Raw genomic sequence first — 15,605 nt, 5'->3', positions numbered from 1 at the left:
AAAAGAGCTATTTAACTTCACACTTAAATCCACCAGCAGAAACAGAGCAGTATGCTTGATAGGCAGTTACACCAGCTAAAGAGCCTGTTACAGTACCTGTAGTAATTGAGCCAGTAGAATCACATGTAATAGCATCATTTCCAGTTAATATAACGCTTCCACCAGGAGTTGTAATTTGAATATTTGCTGTTGAGCAGTTTTTTAAACTTGCAACAGGAATAGTATAGCCGCTTCCTGAAGTATCAGGATTTTCAACGCAGTATGCAGCAGCATCCATCATGCATGCCCTTGCCATTGGTTCTGCATAGGAGGATACCTTTGCTTTTTGCTGATACTTCATATACTGGGGAATAGCAATTGAAGCAAGGATTGCAATAATTGCGATGACGATTAGTAGTTCAATCAATGTGAAGCCTTTCTGGTCTTTTAAAAATAGTCTTTTCATAATTAAACCTCCTCTGCGACACCCCAAAAACTCGTAGAGTTTTTGGGGACCCTTAAGATTTTTTCAGGCTTCAAAGAAGCCTTTTATGAAAATTATAAACAAAACTTAATCAAATGTTGTGAAAATTATGTGAATTTTAAAACTACTATAAATTTATTCTCCTTTGCTCGGTATTTTAGTTTAAATCCCTGTTTTTTTGCAAGAGCCTCTGTAATTTTTAAACCAACGCCAGAGCCTTTTTCTTTTTCTGAGATATCATTTCTTACTGCAAAACAGAATCTTGACAGTCTTATATGAATTTTTTCACTGGAATATCTAATAGCATTTTCTATAAGCGAAAAAATAATGTTATCCACAATCTGCCTGTTTGCATAAATAAAAACATCTTTTAGATTCATTGTAAGTTTTCTATTTATCTCAAACATGGAAAGATTTTTCTCTACTGTCTCCTTTAAATTAATTTTTTCTTTGCTGGCTGAAAAGCTTTTAAAATGCTTTATGCTTTCTAAGACTTTATAAAAATCATTTTGAATGTAGGTATAACTGCTGTCAAGTCTTTGAATGGCTTTTTCATCATATCTGGTTTTTAAAATCTCTATATTGCCCTTATAAGCGGCTAAAAAATTGCCAAACTTGTGAGAGATAGTTAAAAGAATTAATTCTAAGAAATCCATATAGTCTTTTTCCTGTCTAAGCATTCTTTCAATGATTTTGTATAAAATGAGCATTAAGCTTAAAACAAGCAAAAACTCCCATAGCAATATATTCTTTACATATTCCTGAATCTTTTGTTCAATAAAATCTTTCTCTGTCAAAGATGCATACTCTTCCTTAAAAGAGTCCATAAAGCTGATTACTACTGTATTCATATAAAAGAGAATTATGGTTAAAATCATAGAAAAAACAATGATTATTTTAATCTGGAATTTCAACTGATTCTGTATCCCCTTCCTGGATAGGTTATTATGCTGTCTGGTGGTAATATTTTTCTAAGTTCTTTAATATAGGCTCTCACAATTTCATCTCCCACATCTTTTTCTGGCCATACATAGTTCAGGATTGTTTCAGAGCTAACAACTTCCCCTCTATTTTTAAGAAGAAGTTCAAGAAGTTGCCATGCTTTTTTTGAAATTTTTATTTCTTCATTGCCTCTGTGAATTGTTTTTGCATCAATATTGACAGTAATATTACCAATTGTAAAAACACTGGGCAAATGCTTTCTTTTGCTTAATGCTTTTAACCTGAGGACAAATTCCTTAAACTCAAATGGCTTTGTAAGATAGTCATCAGCTCCTCTAAGGAAACATTTTTCCTTGTCATTTAAAGTTTTTTTAGCAGTAATCACTAAAATCGGAGTTTTAATGCCTGCTTTTCTCAATGTAGCGATTATATCTTCACCGGAACTTAAGTTTAGTATAAGGTCAATGACTATTACATCAAACTCGTATTTGGTGATGATTTTAGGAAGATGCCTTTCATCCCATAGCCATACAGTCTCTATATCTTCAATTTTGAGATAATCCTTAAGTGTTTCACCGAGAATTTTATCATCTTCTATGAGAAGAATCCTCATTATTCATACTTCAGGATTCTTGGAGTAATGAAAATCATAACTTCGTAAAGAGTTTCATCTCTTCCGCGACTTTTAAACAACTCACCAACCAGAGGAACATCTCCAAGCCCTGGAACTTTTGATTCTGTAGTGCTTTCAGTTTTTTTGTATATTCCACCTATGACAAGAGTTTCTCCATCTCTCAGAGAAACCTTCGTATTTCCTTCTATTTTTTGTGTTCTCGGAGCATAAACTCCTCCAATGTTTACAAATTCCACAAGATCTTCTTTTACTACATTTACATCAAGAAGCATTGATTTATCATCTATAAGATGTGGAGTTGCTTCAACTGTTATAGCAACATCTTTAAACTTTGTTGAAATCTGTCCACTCTGAACATCTTTCTCTCCATATGGGATACTTGCTCCCTGAACTATTTTTGCCTTCTGATTATCAAGGGTAATAACCTTTGGATTTGATATAATTTTACCTTTTCCAGATTGTTGAAGTGCTGAAATTCTTAAATCAAGAGCAAATGTTTGACTTGGATTAAGATAACCGATTGTAAATGCAGTTGTTGGCGAGGTGATATTTCCTGTTGATGCAGGTAAATTTACTCCAAGTGGAGTGACCCCACCTGGCACTCCAACAATATTTATTGAAGGGTTTTGTAATGTTCCTGTAGTAGATGCTCCTACTGAACCCATTATTGTTGTTCTTGTATCAGGAGGCTGCCAAAAAATACCCCATTCAAATCCTAAAGCTTTTGAGAAACTGCTTGATATTTCTACAATTCTTGTTTCAAGAAGTATCTGTCTTGTTGGCTTATCAAGATCCTGAATAAGGGAGGCTACCTGATTTAGCACTGAGGGAATATCCTTCACAATCACAGTCCTTGTTCTTTCATCAGTAGAGATATTACCTTTTGGTGAAAGAATTTTTGATGCCTCAATTGTGGTTTTTACTTTCTCAACAGAAGCATACTTCAAAACAAATATACGAATCTGCTCTTCTTCTGCTTTCTTGAAAAGGTCTTTTGTTTCTGCTTCAAGCTTTTTCTCTTCCTGAAAGACCTTAATTGGAGCTATTCTTATTATGTTTCCATCAAAGATTTTTTCAAGCTGAAAGCTTTTACATATTACATCAATAGCCTGTATCCATGGAACATTTATAAGCTTAAGTGTTACTTTGCCTTTTACCTCAGGATGTATAACAACATTGTATCCTCCTATATCTCCAAGAAGCCTGAAGACTCCTACAATGTCAGCATCCTGAAGGTCAAGTGAAACAGTTTTTTCACTGTCAATTAATGTTTTATCTATAGGCTTTTTTTCATCTGATTTAGCAATTTTGAGTTCTTTAATTGTTTTTACATTGAGAATCACTTCATCTCCAAGATAAACAGGCTCAACATCAAAATCTTTTCCAAAAAAGAAGCTTAATATAAGCTCATCACCCTGTCTTTTTACAGAAACAGGAATATCTCCGGTTTCTGCATCAAAAATTACTCCTTGAAAATCCACATTAATATAATCATCAACTTTACTTAAAGACGGCTCAGGAAGTTCACTGTCTGCCTGAATTGATATCTCAAAGCCTTCTTCTGTTTCATCCATTTTCATTTCAATAATTTTTGCTGTCTTAACCTGTTCAGGTTGAGATAGATGGCTGAAAGAAACAATGAGAACATTATTTTCCATTTTAATTTCAGGTTTGGTAGGTTCACTAAGAAGAAGTTCTATCTCAGTGTTGTTATCTTTCACCTGAGATGAAATTTCACTCACTATGCCTTCTCTTAAAAAAATTTTTTTATCTAAGATGCCTGGCTTTGTATTTTTAAGCTCTATCTTTATTTTAAATGGATCTTCACATGGAAGAAGATTAAACTCTGTTTTTTCTGTAAGCTTTATCTTTAATGTGTCTCCTTCAGGAATTATGTTGCTAATCTCGCCTGCCAGAGCATTTGTTATAAGAAGAAATAATAACATTAAAATAAAACCAATTTTATTTATCATTTTTCTTCCTCCGTTCTTAGTTTTAAATATTTAATTTTGTTGTTTTCTCTGATTTCAATACTCTCTTTTAAAATCTTAATTACTTTTCCTCCGCTATATCCTATTCTGTCATTTTCTCTTACAATATAAAATCTTCCATCAGGTGCTTGAAGAAGTGCTAAAGCACCTTTTTTATCCTTAGCAATTCCTGTAAGTTTAAGTTCTTCTATTTCATAACTTTCAAGAGGTGAAGCACCTTTTTTCCTTGCCTCTCTCTTTACAATTAATGGTGCAAAGGGATCTCTTAATTGTTGAGCATCATAGTTGTATGAGGGAAATACAATATCAGATTGATTTATCTGGATTGGTTGTTTTTTTGGAGTTTTTATTACTATCTGTTGAGGTTTTTCCTCTCTGTTAAGTAAAAAAACGCTTATCAGCAGAAATGCCAATAATGCTAATGCTCCAGTAATAATTAAAATTCTTTTTCTTTCCATCATTTTTTCTTTTGTTGTATTTTTTTCTTTTCTTCTTCAGGTATCAATGAATAAGTTACAGCAGTTAAATTTGCATTAAGCATTGTCGGATCTTTATCTCCCTTTTTTATCTCCATCTTTTTTATGTTGATTATTCTTTCTATTTTTGTAATATCAGCGAAAAATGTTCCAAATGTATGATATTTTCCTCTCATAGATACTTCAACAGGAATTTCATAAACTTCATTTGATGAATGAGGCATTTTTTCTTTTGGTTTCCATGAAGTTACAACCAGTCCTTTCTGTAATCCTATTTCAGAAACTTTTTTTAAGACATCAGAAACCTCTGTTTCCTTTGGTAGAAGTGTTTTTAAAAACTCCATTTTTTTCTTTAGCTGCTCATTCAAAGCTTTTAAGTCTTCATATTTATTAACAATCATATTGGCTTTGTCTATTTCCTCTTTTAAACTATTTTTTTCAGAGTTTAATCTATTAATAGTTTCAATGGCTGGTAATAAATAGATAGAACTGAAAAGAACAAACAAAAATAGGCATGGTAGAATCATTAAAAGAATCCTTTTGCTCTTTGAAAGTTCTTCCCAATCCATATCACACCTTTAATTTAAATTTTACAGTGAATTTATAAACAGCCTGTTTTTCAAACTCAGTTTGTTGTGATTCTATGAGATAAACATCCTGTAACTCTGTAGTTGCTTTAAGATTATCAACAAACTGAACAACATTCAGATTTGAAAATCCTATTCCTTCCACTGTAACTGTATCATCAAATGTAAGCCCTGTAAGCCATACTCCATCAGGAAGTTTTTTTACCACAATGCTTAAAATACTAACAGGTGCTGATTGCATCTTTTTAAGATTTTCAATTAATTTTGCCTTTGCTTCTATATCTTTGTTCATTGCTTCAAATTTTTTAACTTCCTGTATTTTTTTCTGAAGCCCTTCAATGGTCTTTTTCTGTACCTGAATATCTTTTTCAAGAGCTGATTTTGTAATCTCACAGTAAGCAAAAATAACTACCAGTACAATTAAACTCAAACCTAAGGGAATTGCCAGTTTTTTAACAATCTTTCCTGATAATTTGATCTCAATTTTTTTTCCTGTTTTTTTAACTTCTTTTTTTGGTAAAAGATTTATCTTTATCATTTTATCTTCTCCGTTCCTCTGAGAGACAGTCCAATTGATATGGCAGATACATTTAAATATTTATGCATCTTAGATGCAATTTTTTTATTTATTTTGATTTTTTTAAAAGGATTCAATATCACTACTTCCTGATCCAGTCTTTCTTCAATTGATGAAACAAAAAAAGAAGAACTCACAGGAAAGCCTGTAAGATATATCTTTTTTACTGGTATTTCTGTTAAGAAAGATTTAAAGTATTCAATCTGTCTATAGATTTCTGTAGAGACATCATCTGCAAAACTTCTTATTTCTTCTTCTTGAGCTTCGTGTATATTAATCTTAAAAGTAATCGTGCTATCTCTTACATAAAGAGGTTTATTATTTCGGGTAATAATGAAGTTAATAACATTTTCTCCTACATTTACAATGAGAGAGGTATCCATTTCTCTGTAATTTAATTCATACACATTAAATAGGGCCAAAGCTTCAATATCTACAACCTGACAACTTATGCCTGCTTTTTCAAAGATATTAATATATTCATTGACTATCTGCTTGTTTGCCACTGCCACAAGAATCTCGGTTAAGTTTTTATCTTTTAGTTCTTCAACTATGTGAAAGTCATAGTATACTTCCTTCACATTAAATGGAATGTATTTGTCAAGCTCCATAGGAAGATTTAAAGCAATTTCATCTTTATCAATAAAAGGAACCTGAATTATTCTTACTGCAGTGTAAGCAGGTCCTGAAACTGCAAAGGCTGCTTTTGGATTTTTCATATTAAATCTTGGTGGAATTTTTATAAGGGTTTTTATAACACTGTCAACGTCAACTATTCCTTCAGGTCCAATTGCTCCCTCTGGAAGTTCAAAGCTTTCCCATTCAGTAAGTTCATACTTTTTCCCTATATAAGCAGCCCTGATACAAGAAGGTTCTATTTCTATGCCAAGAATCATTTTTAAGTTTTATACTAAAAAATTATTATTTTGTCAATAGTTTATTCAGAGTTTTTTTCATAATTTCAACAGGAGCTTGAATTGAAGTCCATATCTGAAAAGCATATACAGCTTGCCACAGTAGCATTCCAATACCTCCAATAACTTTACATCCAATGTTTTCTGCTTCCTTCATTAAAGAAGTTTCAGGATAAACAATGTCACAGTAAATATGCTTTGATGACAGAAGTTCTGGGATTAAAGGCATAGGATCGTTCTTTTTCAAACCAAGAGAAGTGGCATTTACTATTACTTCCATTTTTTCAGTAATAGATTTGTCAATAGTGCTTACAACTTCTATAAATCCTAAACTACTAAATCTTTCTTTTATTGCCAATGCCTTAGAGAGGGTTCTATTGTAGATGTAGACTTTGCCTCCTTCTTTTAAAACTCCGTAAACTATGGCTTTTGCAGCACCTCCTGCACCGAGAATAAGAAAATTCTTACCTCCAATGCTAACTCCTTCATCCTTGAGTGATAAAACAAAGCCCTGTGCATCTGTATTGAAACCTTTTAAACATCCTTCATTGTTTAAAACCGTATTGACTGCTCCAATATATTCAGCTTCATCTGAAACTTCATCAAGATATTTAATTACTGCCTCTTTATGTGGAACTGTTATATTCACACCCTTTATATTTAAGGCTTTGATGGCAAAGACAGCATCTTTTAAATATTCTTTTTTTACATGAAATGGCACATAACAGTAGTCAAGTCCAAGATATTGAAAAGCTTCATTATGAATCAAAGGAGAAAGAGTATGCTCAACAGGATCACCAAATATTCCGATTATTCTTGTTTTTCCAGTAATCATGGTAAGTATTTTAACAAAAAGTGAAAAATTTTGGGGAACAATTGCCCTCAATTTAAAGATTTTTTTATAATGGATTATACCAAAATCTTTAAAAGAGCGGCTTGGAACTTGGAAGAGGAAGTTACAGATCGGAGTTTTAAGGTTTCTTTAAATTTTTTAAATAAACTTCAAGCATTCCACTGCACATTTTCTCTATAGTGTATTTGTTTTCAACTTTTTCCCTTCCCCTAATTCCGAAATCCTTTGCTTTTTGCCTGTCAGAGATAAGTTCTATGATTTTTTCTGATAAAGCTACTTTATCCTCTGCAGGCACAAGATAACCATTTACAGCATCATCTATTACTTCTCTTACACCATTCACATCAGAACCAATAACAGGCTTTCCCATTGCCATTGCTTCAATGAAAGATGTACCAAGTGCCTCCTGAAGTGTTGGCAGGACAAATATATCAATTGATTTAAGAATCTGTGGAATGTCATCCCTGTGTCCGAGCATGATAATATTTTGAGATAAGCCACACTGCAATATTTTATATTCAATGTTTTTTCTCTGAGGACCATTGCCAGCAAAAACAAAAATTGCTTGAGGAAACTCTTTTAAAACATGTGGAATTGCTTCAATTAGAATGTGATGACCCTTTTTCTTTCTTAAAACTGATACAGTCCCTATCAGGGGGATGTTTTCACTAAGTCCGAGTTCTTCTCTTAAAGATGCCTTTACTCTGTCTGGATTAAATTTTTCAAGGTCAATGCCTGTTGGAATTGCAAAAACTCTTTCAGGATTAATACCCTTGCTTATAAGATAGTCTCTTACATATTCACTTACTGTTACAACAACATCTGCAAGATATTTATAGGAAAAAGTTGATGTTATGGGTAATGCAAGATGCCTTGTTCTTACAATTAAAGCTCGCTTTTTAGAAAGCTTTCCAGCAAATCCTGCAATGTAGCTATCTTTACCGCTGTGAGTGTTTACCACATCAATGTTTAATTTATTGATAAGCCTTACTGTATGGTAAATTGCCTTTATATCATAAATTTTTCGCATGGGATATGTGAAAACCTCAATTCCAGCTTCTTTTGCTTTCTCCGCAAGCCTGCTTTCAGGCTGGCATAAAATGTAAACTTTTGCTCCAAGCCTTTGTAACCCTAATGCTTCATTGAGAATCCTGTTTTCCTGACCACCCCATCCAGGCGAAGACTCTGTATGAAGGATTTTAAGTGGCATTTATCTGGTAATCTCCTTAAGAAGCTGCTTTATTGCTTCAAAAACACGCTCAACATCAACATTTTCAGCTTTTTTATCACTTCCCTGTAAAATAATATGCTTTACTCCCCATGGTCTCCATCTATGAGGGTCTGTAGATCCCCATATTGTTACAATGGGTTTTCCAAGTGCTGCTGCTATATGCATTGCTCCACCATCAAGACAGACAACCAGATTGGCAAAGCTCAGAGCTGCAATAAGCTCTCGTAAATGATTTGTTCTGTACGGAATAATTTGAGGCATTGATTTAATAATTAATTCTGCCTTTTCATCATCTCCTGGATGATAAGGATTTTTTTCACTTCCTGGAGACCATAAAAACATTATCTCTGCATTGTTTTTTTTCAAGATAGTTTTTGCAAGTTGTGTAAATTTCTCAGCAGACCATCTATTTTCAGGCTTTCTACTGCTTATATGTAAGGCAATTAGAAGTTTGCCATCCTGTAAGCTTGAAGTATCTGATAAGAATCTGTCATCCCGAGCATTAGTGAGAGATTTCCTTTTTAAGAATTCCCAGACTTTTTTAATCTCAGCTGTTGAAGGAAATACTCTTAATTTATCGGGTAAACCGTCAATTTCCAAAGGTGATAAAAGATTAAAAACTCTTTCAACTTCATGGATTGGCTTTTCAGGTTCTTTTAAAGGTATATTGTAAAACAAGGATTTATCAATATTTTTAGGTAAATATCCGATTCTTATTCTGGCTTGAGTCATATATGTATATCTGGCAAGTCTTGGCGAGTATGAACCACAGGCAATTGCAACATCATATCTTTCCTTACGAATTTTTATGAGAATCTTTGCATTATTTAGCCAAACGGAAAACTTATTTTTCTCGGGCACATGCTTTGCTTTTTCATAAATATAAACTTCATCAATATCTGGATTATTCATCAAAGCCTCTGCATTATAGCTGTTTACAAGAATACCTATCTTCGCCTCAGGGTAGGCTTTTCTTACAGCATGAATTGCAGGCGTTGTGCATATAAGATCTCCGATATTGTCCCGACGGATAAAGAGGATTTTGGTTAGCATTTTAAATTTTTAAAAATTTCCATTAACGCTATATAAATTTTTTCAGCTCTTTTTTCGTATGTATAATTTTCGGCATTTTTTTTTGCATTTTTACTTAATTTTTCCGCTAATTCTTTTGAATCTAAAACTTTTTTTATTGCGTCAGCCAGAGCTTTAGGGTTTCCCGTTTCAAAAAAAATAGCAGTTTCCTCATTCTGCAATACTTCTTTAAAAACTGGCAAGTCTGAAGCCACAATAGGAATACCTGCAGCCATATACTCAAATAATTTTAAGGGAGATGAGAATTGTGAAGGTCCTTCTGCTACATTAGGTAATACAGCAATTTTAGCTTTAGAAAGATATTCAGGTATAAGAGAGTGTGGGACATATCCTGTAAAAATTACTCTATTAGATATATCCTCTTCCATAACCAGCTTTTTTAATTCATTTAATCTATCTCCTCCGCCAATTATTAATAATTTTTCATCGGGAAGATATTTCATGGCAGAAATTAAAATATCTACTCCTTTCCATTGATACAAACTTCCTGTGTAACATATATAGGAATTTTCATGATCTTTTTTTATTTTAAACCATTCATTTCTAACAGCATCATGAACTACAGAAATTTTTTTCTCATTAATCTTAAAATTATCTATCAGGAATTCTTTAAGCTTGAAAGATATGCATATTAAAGCATCCATGTTTTTGTAAATCTCTATCTCAGTCTGTTTTAAATTAGCCTGTTTTTTTTTATTTAAATAAAATATTTCATGAACTTCAAAAATCATAGGCATTTTGAAAAATTTTTTAAAATTCAGTAAAAACCTGGCAAGTTTAATGTGTCTTAAAAATATTAGGCATTTTTTCGCCTTTGAACTATTGTACAAAAATTTTAAAAAAAACAAATAAAATAATCCGTTCCACGAAATTTTTAAATATTTAGCCTTTTGTCTCCTTAATATAGGGAGTTTAATAATTTTAAAAGTTTCACAGGGCTTTAAACCATAAAATTGATATAAGTCCTTTGTTGAAAATCCTGTTTTAATACCTGTTATAAGATTAACATTTAATCCCATTTTTGAAAGAGCATAACAGGTATTGATTATTTGAATAAATCTCGCCCTGCTGTCAGGTAATATTTCTGGAACCGGATATATAATTTCAATCATTTTTCATTTTCCAGAGATATCCATTATATGCCCCAATTAAAGGAATAATTAAAAGCAATTGATTAAACCTCATGTCCTCTACTAAACCATGAATCATAAAAACAGATAAAACGGCAATTAGCGATAATGCAAAGGTTTTCATTTTTAAAGATTGTTCCATTTTTAAGCTTTTAAATAAAATCTTGAAAGAAGTAAAAAACAGAGCAAAAAATATTGTAAGACCAAATATGCCTTGTTTATATAATGTACCCAAATAAACATTATGTGGTGAATACAGTTCTTCTGGTTCTTTACCAAATCTATTAATGTAGTATTTTTTAAAATCTTCAAGATAAGTCATTCTTCCGAGTCCATTGCCAAAAATTTTATTTATTAAAGGAAGATTTTTATAGGACTCTATGGCAATGGGCCACACATACTCTTTTCTCTGTGAAGTATATCCTTTAAGAAGTTGTTCAATTTTGACTTTTACATATGAAGGAGAACATATTGATATGACAATAAAAATTATAACTGTCATGGAAACGGTGACAACAACAATTTTCTTTATGTTTGCCTTTGTTATATATGTATAACCAATTAGCCATACAGCTATACCTGACAGAACACTTATCCAGCCTCCTCTGCTTCCTGTAAAAATAATTGCAAGCAGAGTTATCAGGAGTAAACTCAAGCCTATGATTTTCAAAAATTTTGTTTTTTTAGTAACAATAAAACATGGAATGAAGAGACAAAAAATTTCTAATGGAACAATATATTTTCGTATTGTTGTTCCAAAGTCATATGAATTTAGAAAAACTTTCGTATAAAACTCATAAATCGTTAATATTGAAAATAACAAAGTTAAAAAAACAAATAGATTGCTTAAATTTTCTAATTTTTGTGGAGTTTGAAAAATATAAATGAAAGCTAAAGTCACAAAAAACAACTTTAAATACGTTTTTTTAAACCACTTTAATGAATAATATGGTTCAGGAGAAAAAATTGAAGCAATAATTCCAGAGAAACATAAAAATATGACTAAAATAAAAATTTTATTTTTTATATCAACTGGATTTTCTTGTGAGATTAAAGCTCTTAAAAACAATAAAATTGATGGTGTATATATACCAACTTCCCTGAAAGTCTCTCCTTGATCTATAAACAAAAATATTATCAATAAGTAAAGTAAGTATTCAGAGAAAATTAATAAAATTTTCGGTAATGTATTTATTACTTTCATTTTGTCAATAGTTCCATATAAAATTTTTCTAATTCCTCCACAATATAAAACCAATCAAATTTTTTAACTGTATCTCTTGCATTTTCTCCAATAGTTTTTCTCAGCCTCTCATTTTGATATAAATTAACTATTAATTCTGAAGCATCTTCATCTATTTTCTCTTCTCTAACAAAAAAACCATTAATTCCATTTTTAATATATTCCTTAACTCCTCCTTTAGCTCTTGTTATTACGGGAAGCCCTGTTGCCATAGCTTCTATATTAACCATTGAAAAAGGCTCTTCAAAATTAGAAGGTGAAAAAACTATATCTCCTATAAGATATATTAAGGGCATTTTAAAAGGAGGAAATACATCGGTAAAGATTATTTTATCCTTATAACTTGTTATTTTTTTTAAAATCTCTTTTGCATAATTCGCTCTTTCTCCTTTTTTTGAAATTTCTCCAACAATAAAAAATCGTATATTTTTAACATTTTTCAATCTAATGGCAGTATTTACAAAATGCTCAACTCCTTTTTCAGGAGAAACTCTTCCAATAAAAAGTACAATAAACTCATTTTCTTTTATTTTAAATCTTTCCCTTATGCTTCGTCTTAACTCAGGAATTTCCCAATAAGGTCTATATTTTGATAGGTCCACACCATTATAAATGCATTTATAATGCTTGGCTTTTAATTTATTATTTTTTTTATAAATTTCTACAATAAACTGGCTACATCCTATAAAAGCATCAACCTGATTTTCTTTATCAATATTAATCTCATTATGAAAATGCAATACAATTTTTATGTTTTTATCCAATTTTTCAATGACTGGTAATGCCCATTTATAAGTATTGTGTATATGAACTATATCTGGTTTAATTTTATTTATGATTTTTAAGACTCTCTTTGGATAAGATAAGGGATCTAATTTAGTCATTTTCTGAAAAATTCTTCTATATAAAGGGCTAAAATTTATTCTATGGAAGTAAATTCCATTTTTATATTCACTTTCAGGATAATAAATGTCACCAATAGAGACAATGTGAGGTTCAAAACTAATAACTCTTTTTGATACTTCATATATCCATGATTCTACTGCTGCTCCCTTTATGGGAGGAATAGGATGAACAGGTCCTGCAAACATTAATACCTTTTTAGGCATTTATACGCTCCAAAAAATTATTAACTATAATATCCCAGCTAAAATTTTTTACAATTCTTTGTCTACTTTTAATAGCAGACTCCTTTCTTAAAGAGAAATTATCAATTAAAGTTTTTATTTTACTTGCGATTTCATCTTCATTGCAAGGTTCTATCAGAAAACCGCTATCTCCAACTACTTCAGGAATTCCTCCAACATTTGTGGATATTACTGGTACTTCACATGCCATAGCTTCAGCAATAGAGATTCCAAATGTTTCATTTGCAATACTCGGGAATATGGCAATATCAGAAATAGAGTAATATTTTGGTAATTCAGAATTTTCAACATTTCCTAAAAATAAGACATGATTGTTGATGTTTAATTCATCAACTAATTTTTCAAGATTTTTTCTGTATTCCCCATCCCCGATAATTAAGTACTTTACTTTATAGCCATTTTCAATAATCTTTTTTAAAGCTTTAATCCCATATTGAACTCCCTTCCATCCCACAAGTCTACAAACAGTAATTAAAATTTTTTCGTCTCTTAACTGCAACTTTTTTTTAAGCTCTATTGCAGGTTCTTGAGGCTTAAATAAATCCGTATCTATCCCGTTTGGTAATATCAATGGTTTTACTGCTGAATAATTTTCTATTTGTTTTGCGTTAAATTCGCTGCAGGAAAAAAAATAGTCTAATCTTCTAATCATTAACCTGTAACCCGCAAAAAACTCTGTCCCACCTGAAAAGAATATAGTTTTACAATTTGACACCTTTTTCATTAAAATCGCAACTGGTAGATCATAGGGTTTAAAAATAATGAAAAAATTATAATTATTTTTTCTTAATACAGGTATAGCATAATAGGCAAAAGAAAGCCTTTCCATAAATTTTCTAAAGCGAGAGCCAAAATTAGGAAATTTATTGCGACTTACGTAAGGTAAAGTTATTATTTTCAAATTATTTTGATATGGTAAAATTTTATCAGTCTTCCCTGTATATAAATCTATTTCAATCCCTGCTTTGGAGAGATTTCTTGCTAATCCTAGACAGAAGCTTTCAATTCCACCATTTTTAATAGTGGTGGTTACATTATAAAGAGCTATCTTCATATAAAATTCCCTTTATTGCTTCAAATACTTCATCTACTTCTATCAGATCCATACAAAAAGGAGTTTTACATTTTTTCGTTAAACAAAAGTTACATGGTTTGTCCTTTACGATAATCTTGTGTAAATGATTATCCTGAACAGGTCCTACTCCCCAGAAATTTGTTGGACAAAAAAGTGATAAAGTTTTCTTTTTTAAAGCTACTGCTATATGCATTGCACCAGTATCATTTGTAACAAGAAGTTGAAGTTTTTCTATTAAAGCTCTTAATTCTTTGAGGGATAATATACCAGCTAAAGATATCACACCATGCTTTATTTTATTCTGGACATAATCGCATAAAGTTTTTTCATTTTTAGAACCTAAAACTATAATAAATATATTTTCATCGTATTCAATAAGCCTTTTACCTAACTCTATAAACTTCTCTGCTGGCCATATTTTAAATTTATTGGCAGCTCCTACTTGAAAGCCTACAAGTTTTTTATTTAAATCTATATTAAAATTTTTCAGTAAATCCAATAATCTGGCTCTGTCTTGTTCTTCAACTTTAAGTACCATTTCTCTGTTGGTGTTATTACATCCGATAAAAGATGCTGCTTTAAGCCTTACATCAATACCATGATGATTCCATGGATTTTCAAAGCCATTGCTTTTATTGCTAACTAAAAAACCGAATCTCTTTGGCATAGGCACTTTTACAATAAATCTTGCACCGCTGAGATACGCCATTGGAGTTGCCTGAGGTTCATTTCCATGAAGTATCAATGCTACATCAAAGTTATGTTTGCGAAACTCCTTGATTGTTTTAAAAAATTTCTTCCATCCACCGTAATATGGAATTATTCCATCAATATGTGGATTGTTTTCAAAGAGTTCCATATTTTTCACATTAAAATGGGCAATTATTTTTGCATGAGGGTATCGCTGTCTTACTGCTCTTATTGCAGGTGTTGACATTAGAGTATCTCCAATTGCAGTTGATGATACCACAAGAATGTTTTTAACTTCATCAGGGTTAAAATATTTCAAATCTGTTTGTCTTTTGTCAAATTTTTTAATTATTTTTAATACCAGATAAAGCAAATTTTCTCTTATTTTCAGCCTCATTTATTCAGTTTCATTTATTAGAACGGCAATTTTTTCTTTCATAAATAAGGATTTCTTTATTTTATCCTTGAAAGGAATTTCATTAAGAACTCTCATGTCAACATTATATCACAATTATATCGTTTCCTTATATTTAAGTTCAAATTCAAAGCGTTTCATCAT

General features: G+C 31.3%; 16 protein-coding genes. All 16 read right to left on the bottom strand.

Annotation, left to right across the window (positions count from 1 at the left end):
* Positions 1-7: 7 nt before the first annotated feature.
* The gene (locus ACYQ3X_RS05800; protein WP_460180874.1) at positions 8-445 is read right to left on the bottom strand and encodes a prepilin-type N-terminal cleavage/methylation domain-containing protein; all 438 of its coding nucleotides are present in this window, start codon (positions 443-445) and stop codon (positions 8-10) included.
* A 125-nt stretch (positions 446-570) separates the two neighbouring features.
* Positions 571-1,377 carry a histidine kinase gene (locus ACYQ3X_RS05795; RefSeq protein WP_460180873.1) on the bottom strand — a complete coding sequence of 269 codons (807 nt, stop codon included), beginning with the start codon at positions 1,375-1,377 and terminating at the stop codon, positions 571-573.
* On the bottom strand, positions 1,374-2,018 hold the full coding sequence (locus ACYQ3X_RS05790) for a response regulator transcription factor (RefSeq protein ID WP_460180872.1): 645 nt from the start codon (positions 2,016-2,018) through the stop codon (positions 1,374-1,376). Before ACYQ3X_RS05790 ends, ACYQ3X_RS05795 begins: the two co-directional genes overlap by 4 nt.
* Positions 2,018-4,012 carry a type IV pilus secretin PilQ gene (gene pilQ, locus ACYQ3X_RS05785; protein WP_460180871.1) on the bottom strand — a complete coding sequence of 665 codons (1,995 nt, stop codon included), beginning with the start codon at positions 4,010-4,012 and terminating at the stop codon, positions 2,018-2,020. The genes ACYQ3X_RS05790 and pilQ overlap by 1 nt, the downstream gene beginning before the upstream one ends.
* Positions 4,009-4,491 carry a pilus assembly protein PilP gene (locus ACYQ3X_RS05780; protein WP_460180870.1) on the bottom strand — a complete coding sequence of 161 codons (483 nt, stop codon included), beginning with the start codon at positions 4,489-4,491 and terminating at the stop codon, positions 4,009-4,011. The genes pilQ and ACYQ3X_RS05780 overlap by 4 nt, the downstream gene beginning before the upstream one ends.
* Positions 4,488-5,075, bottom strand: a complete 588-nt coding sequence (locus ACYQ3X_RS05775) for a type IV pilus inner membrane component PilO (protein WP_460180869.1) — start codon at positions 5,073-5,075, stop codon at positions 4,488-4,490. The genes ACYQ3X_RS05780 and ACYQ3X_RS05775 overlap by 4 nt, the downstream gene beginning before the upstream one ends.
* Position 5,076: 1 nt before the next feature.
* A complete protein-coding gene (locus tag ACYQ3X_RS05770) occupies positions 5,077-5,631 on the bottom strand; it encodes a PilN domain-containing protein (RefSeq protein ID WP_460180868.1) in 555 nt (184 codons plus the stop codon).
* Positions 5,628-6,566 (bottom strand): type IV pilus biogenesis protein PilM, encoded by a 939-nt coding sequence (gene pilM, locus ACYQ3X_RS05765; RefSeq protein WP_460180867.1) that lies wholly within the window; start codon positions 6,564-6,566, stop codon positions 5,628-5,630. Before pilM ends, ACYQ3X_RS05770 begins: the two co-directional genes overlap by 4 nt.
* A gap of 25 nt (positions 6,567-6,591) precedes the next feature.
* Entirely contained in the window at positions 6,592-7,419 is an 828-nt protein-coding gene (gene aroE, locus ACYQ3X_RS05760; RefSeq protein ID WP_460180866.1) for a shikimate dehydrogenase, read from the bottom strand.
* A gap of 136 nt (positions 7,420-7,555) precedes the next feature.
* Entirely contained in the window at positions 7,556-8,647 is a 1,092-nt protein-coding gene (locus ACYQ3X_RS05755; RefSeq protein WP_460180865.1) for a glycosyltransferase family 4 protein, read from the bottom strand.
* Positions 8,648-9,721 carry a glycosyltransferase family 9 protein gene (locus ACYQ3X_RS05750; RefSeq protein ID WP_460180864.1) on the bottom strand — a complete coding sequence of 358 codons (1,074 nt, stop codon included), beginning with the start codon at positions 9,719-9,721 and terminating at the stop codon, positions 8,648-8,650.
* Positions 9,715-10,872: a glycosyltransferase family 4 protein gene (locus ACYQ3X_RS05745; protein WP_460180863.1), complete on the bottom strand. Its 1,158-nt coding sequence runs from the start codon at positions 10,870-10,872 to the stop codon at positions 9,715-9,717. Before ACYQ3X_RS05745 ends, ACYQ3X_RS05750 begins: the two co-directional genes overlap by 7 nt.
* Positions 10,865-12,094: an O-antigen ligase family protein gene (locus tag ACYQ3X_RS05740; protein ID WP_460180862.1), complete on the bottom strand. Its 1,230-nt coding sequence runs from the start codon at positions 12,092-12,094 to the stop codon at positions 10,865-10,867. The genes ACYQ3X_RS05745 and ACYQ3X_RS05740 overlap by 8 nt, the downstream gene beginning before the upstream one ends.
* Positions 12,091-13,242 (bottom strand): glycosyltransferase, encoded by a 1,152-nt coding sequence (locus ACYQ3X_RS05735; RefSeq protein WP_460180861.1) that lies wholly within the window; start codon positions 13,240-13,242, stop codon positions 12,091-12,093. Before ACYQ3X_RS05735 ends, ACYQ3X_RS05740 begins: the two co-directional genes overlap by 4 nt.
* The gene (locus ACYQ3X_RS05730) at positions 13,235-14,335 is read right to left on the bottom strand and encodes a glycosyltransferase family 4 protein (protein WP_460180860.1); all 1,101 of its coding nucleotides are present in this window, start codon (positions 14,333-14,335) and stop codon (positions 13,235-13,237) included. The genes ACYQ3X_RS05735 and ACYQ3X_RS05730 overlap by 8 nt, the downstream gene beginning before the upstream one ends.
* On the bottom strand, positions 14,316-15,443 hold the full coding sequence (locus ACYQ3X_RS05725; protein WP_460180859.1) for a glycosyltransferase family 9 protein: 1,128 nt from the start codon (positions 15,441-15,443) through the stop codon (positions 14,316-14,318). The genes ACYQ3X_RS05730 and ACYQ3X_RS05725 overlap by 20 nt, the downstream gene beginning before the upstream one ends.
* Positions 15,444-15,605 lie beyond the last annotated feature (162 nt).

This window comes from Thermodesulfovibrio sp. TK110, assembly GCF_054658355.1.
The sequence above is the reverse complement of the archived record's forward strand: the minus strand, read 5'-3'. Positions and strand labels throughout refer to the sequence as shown.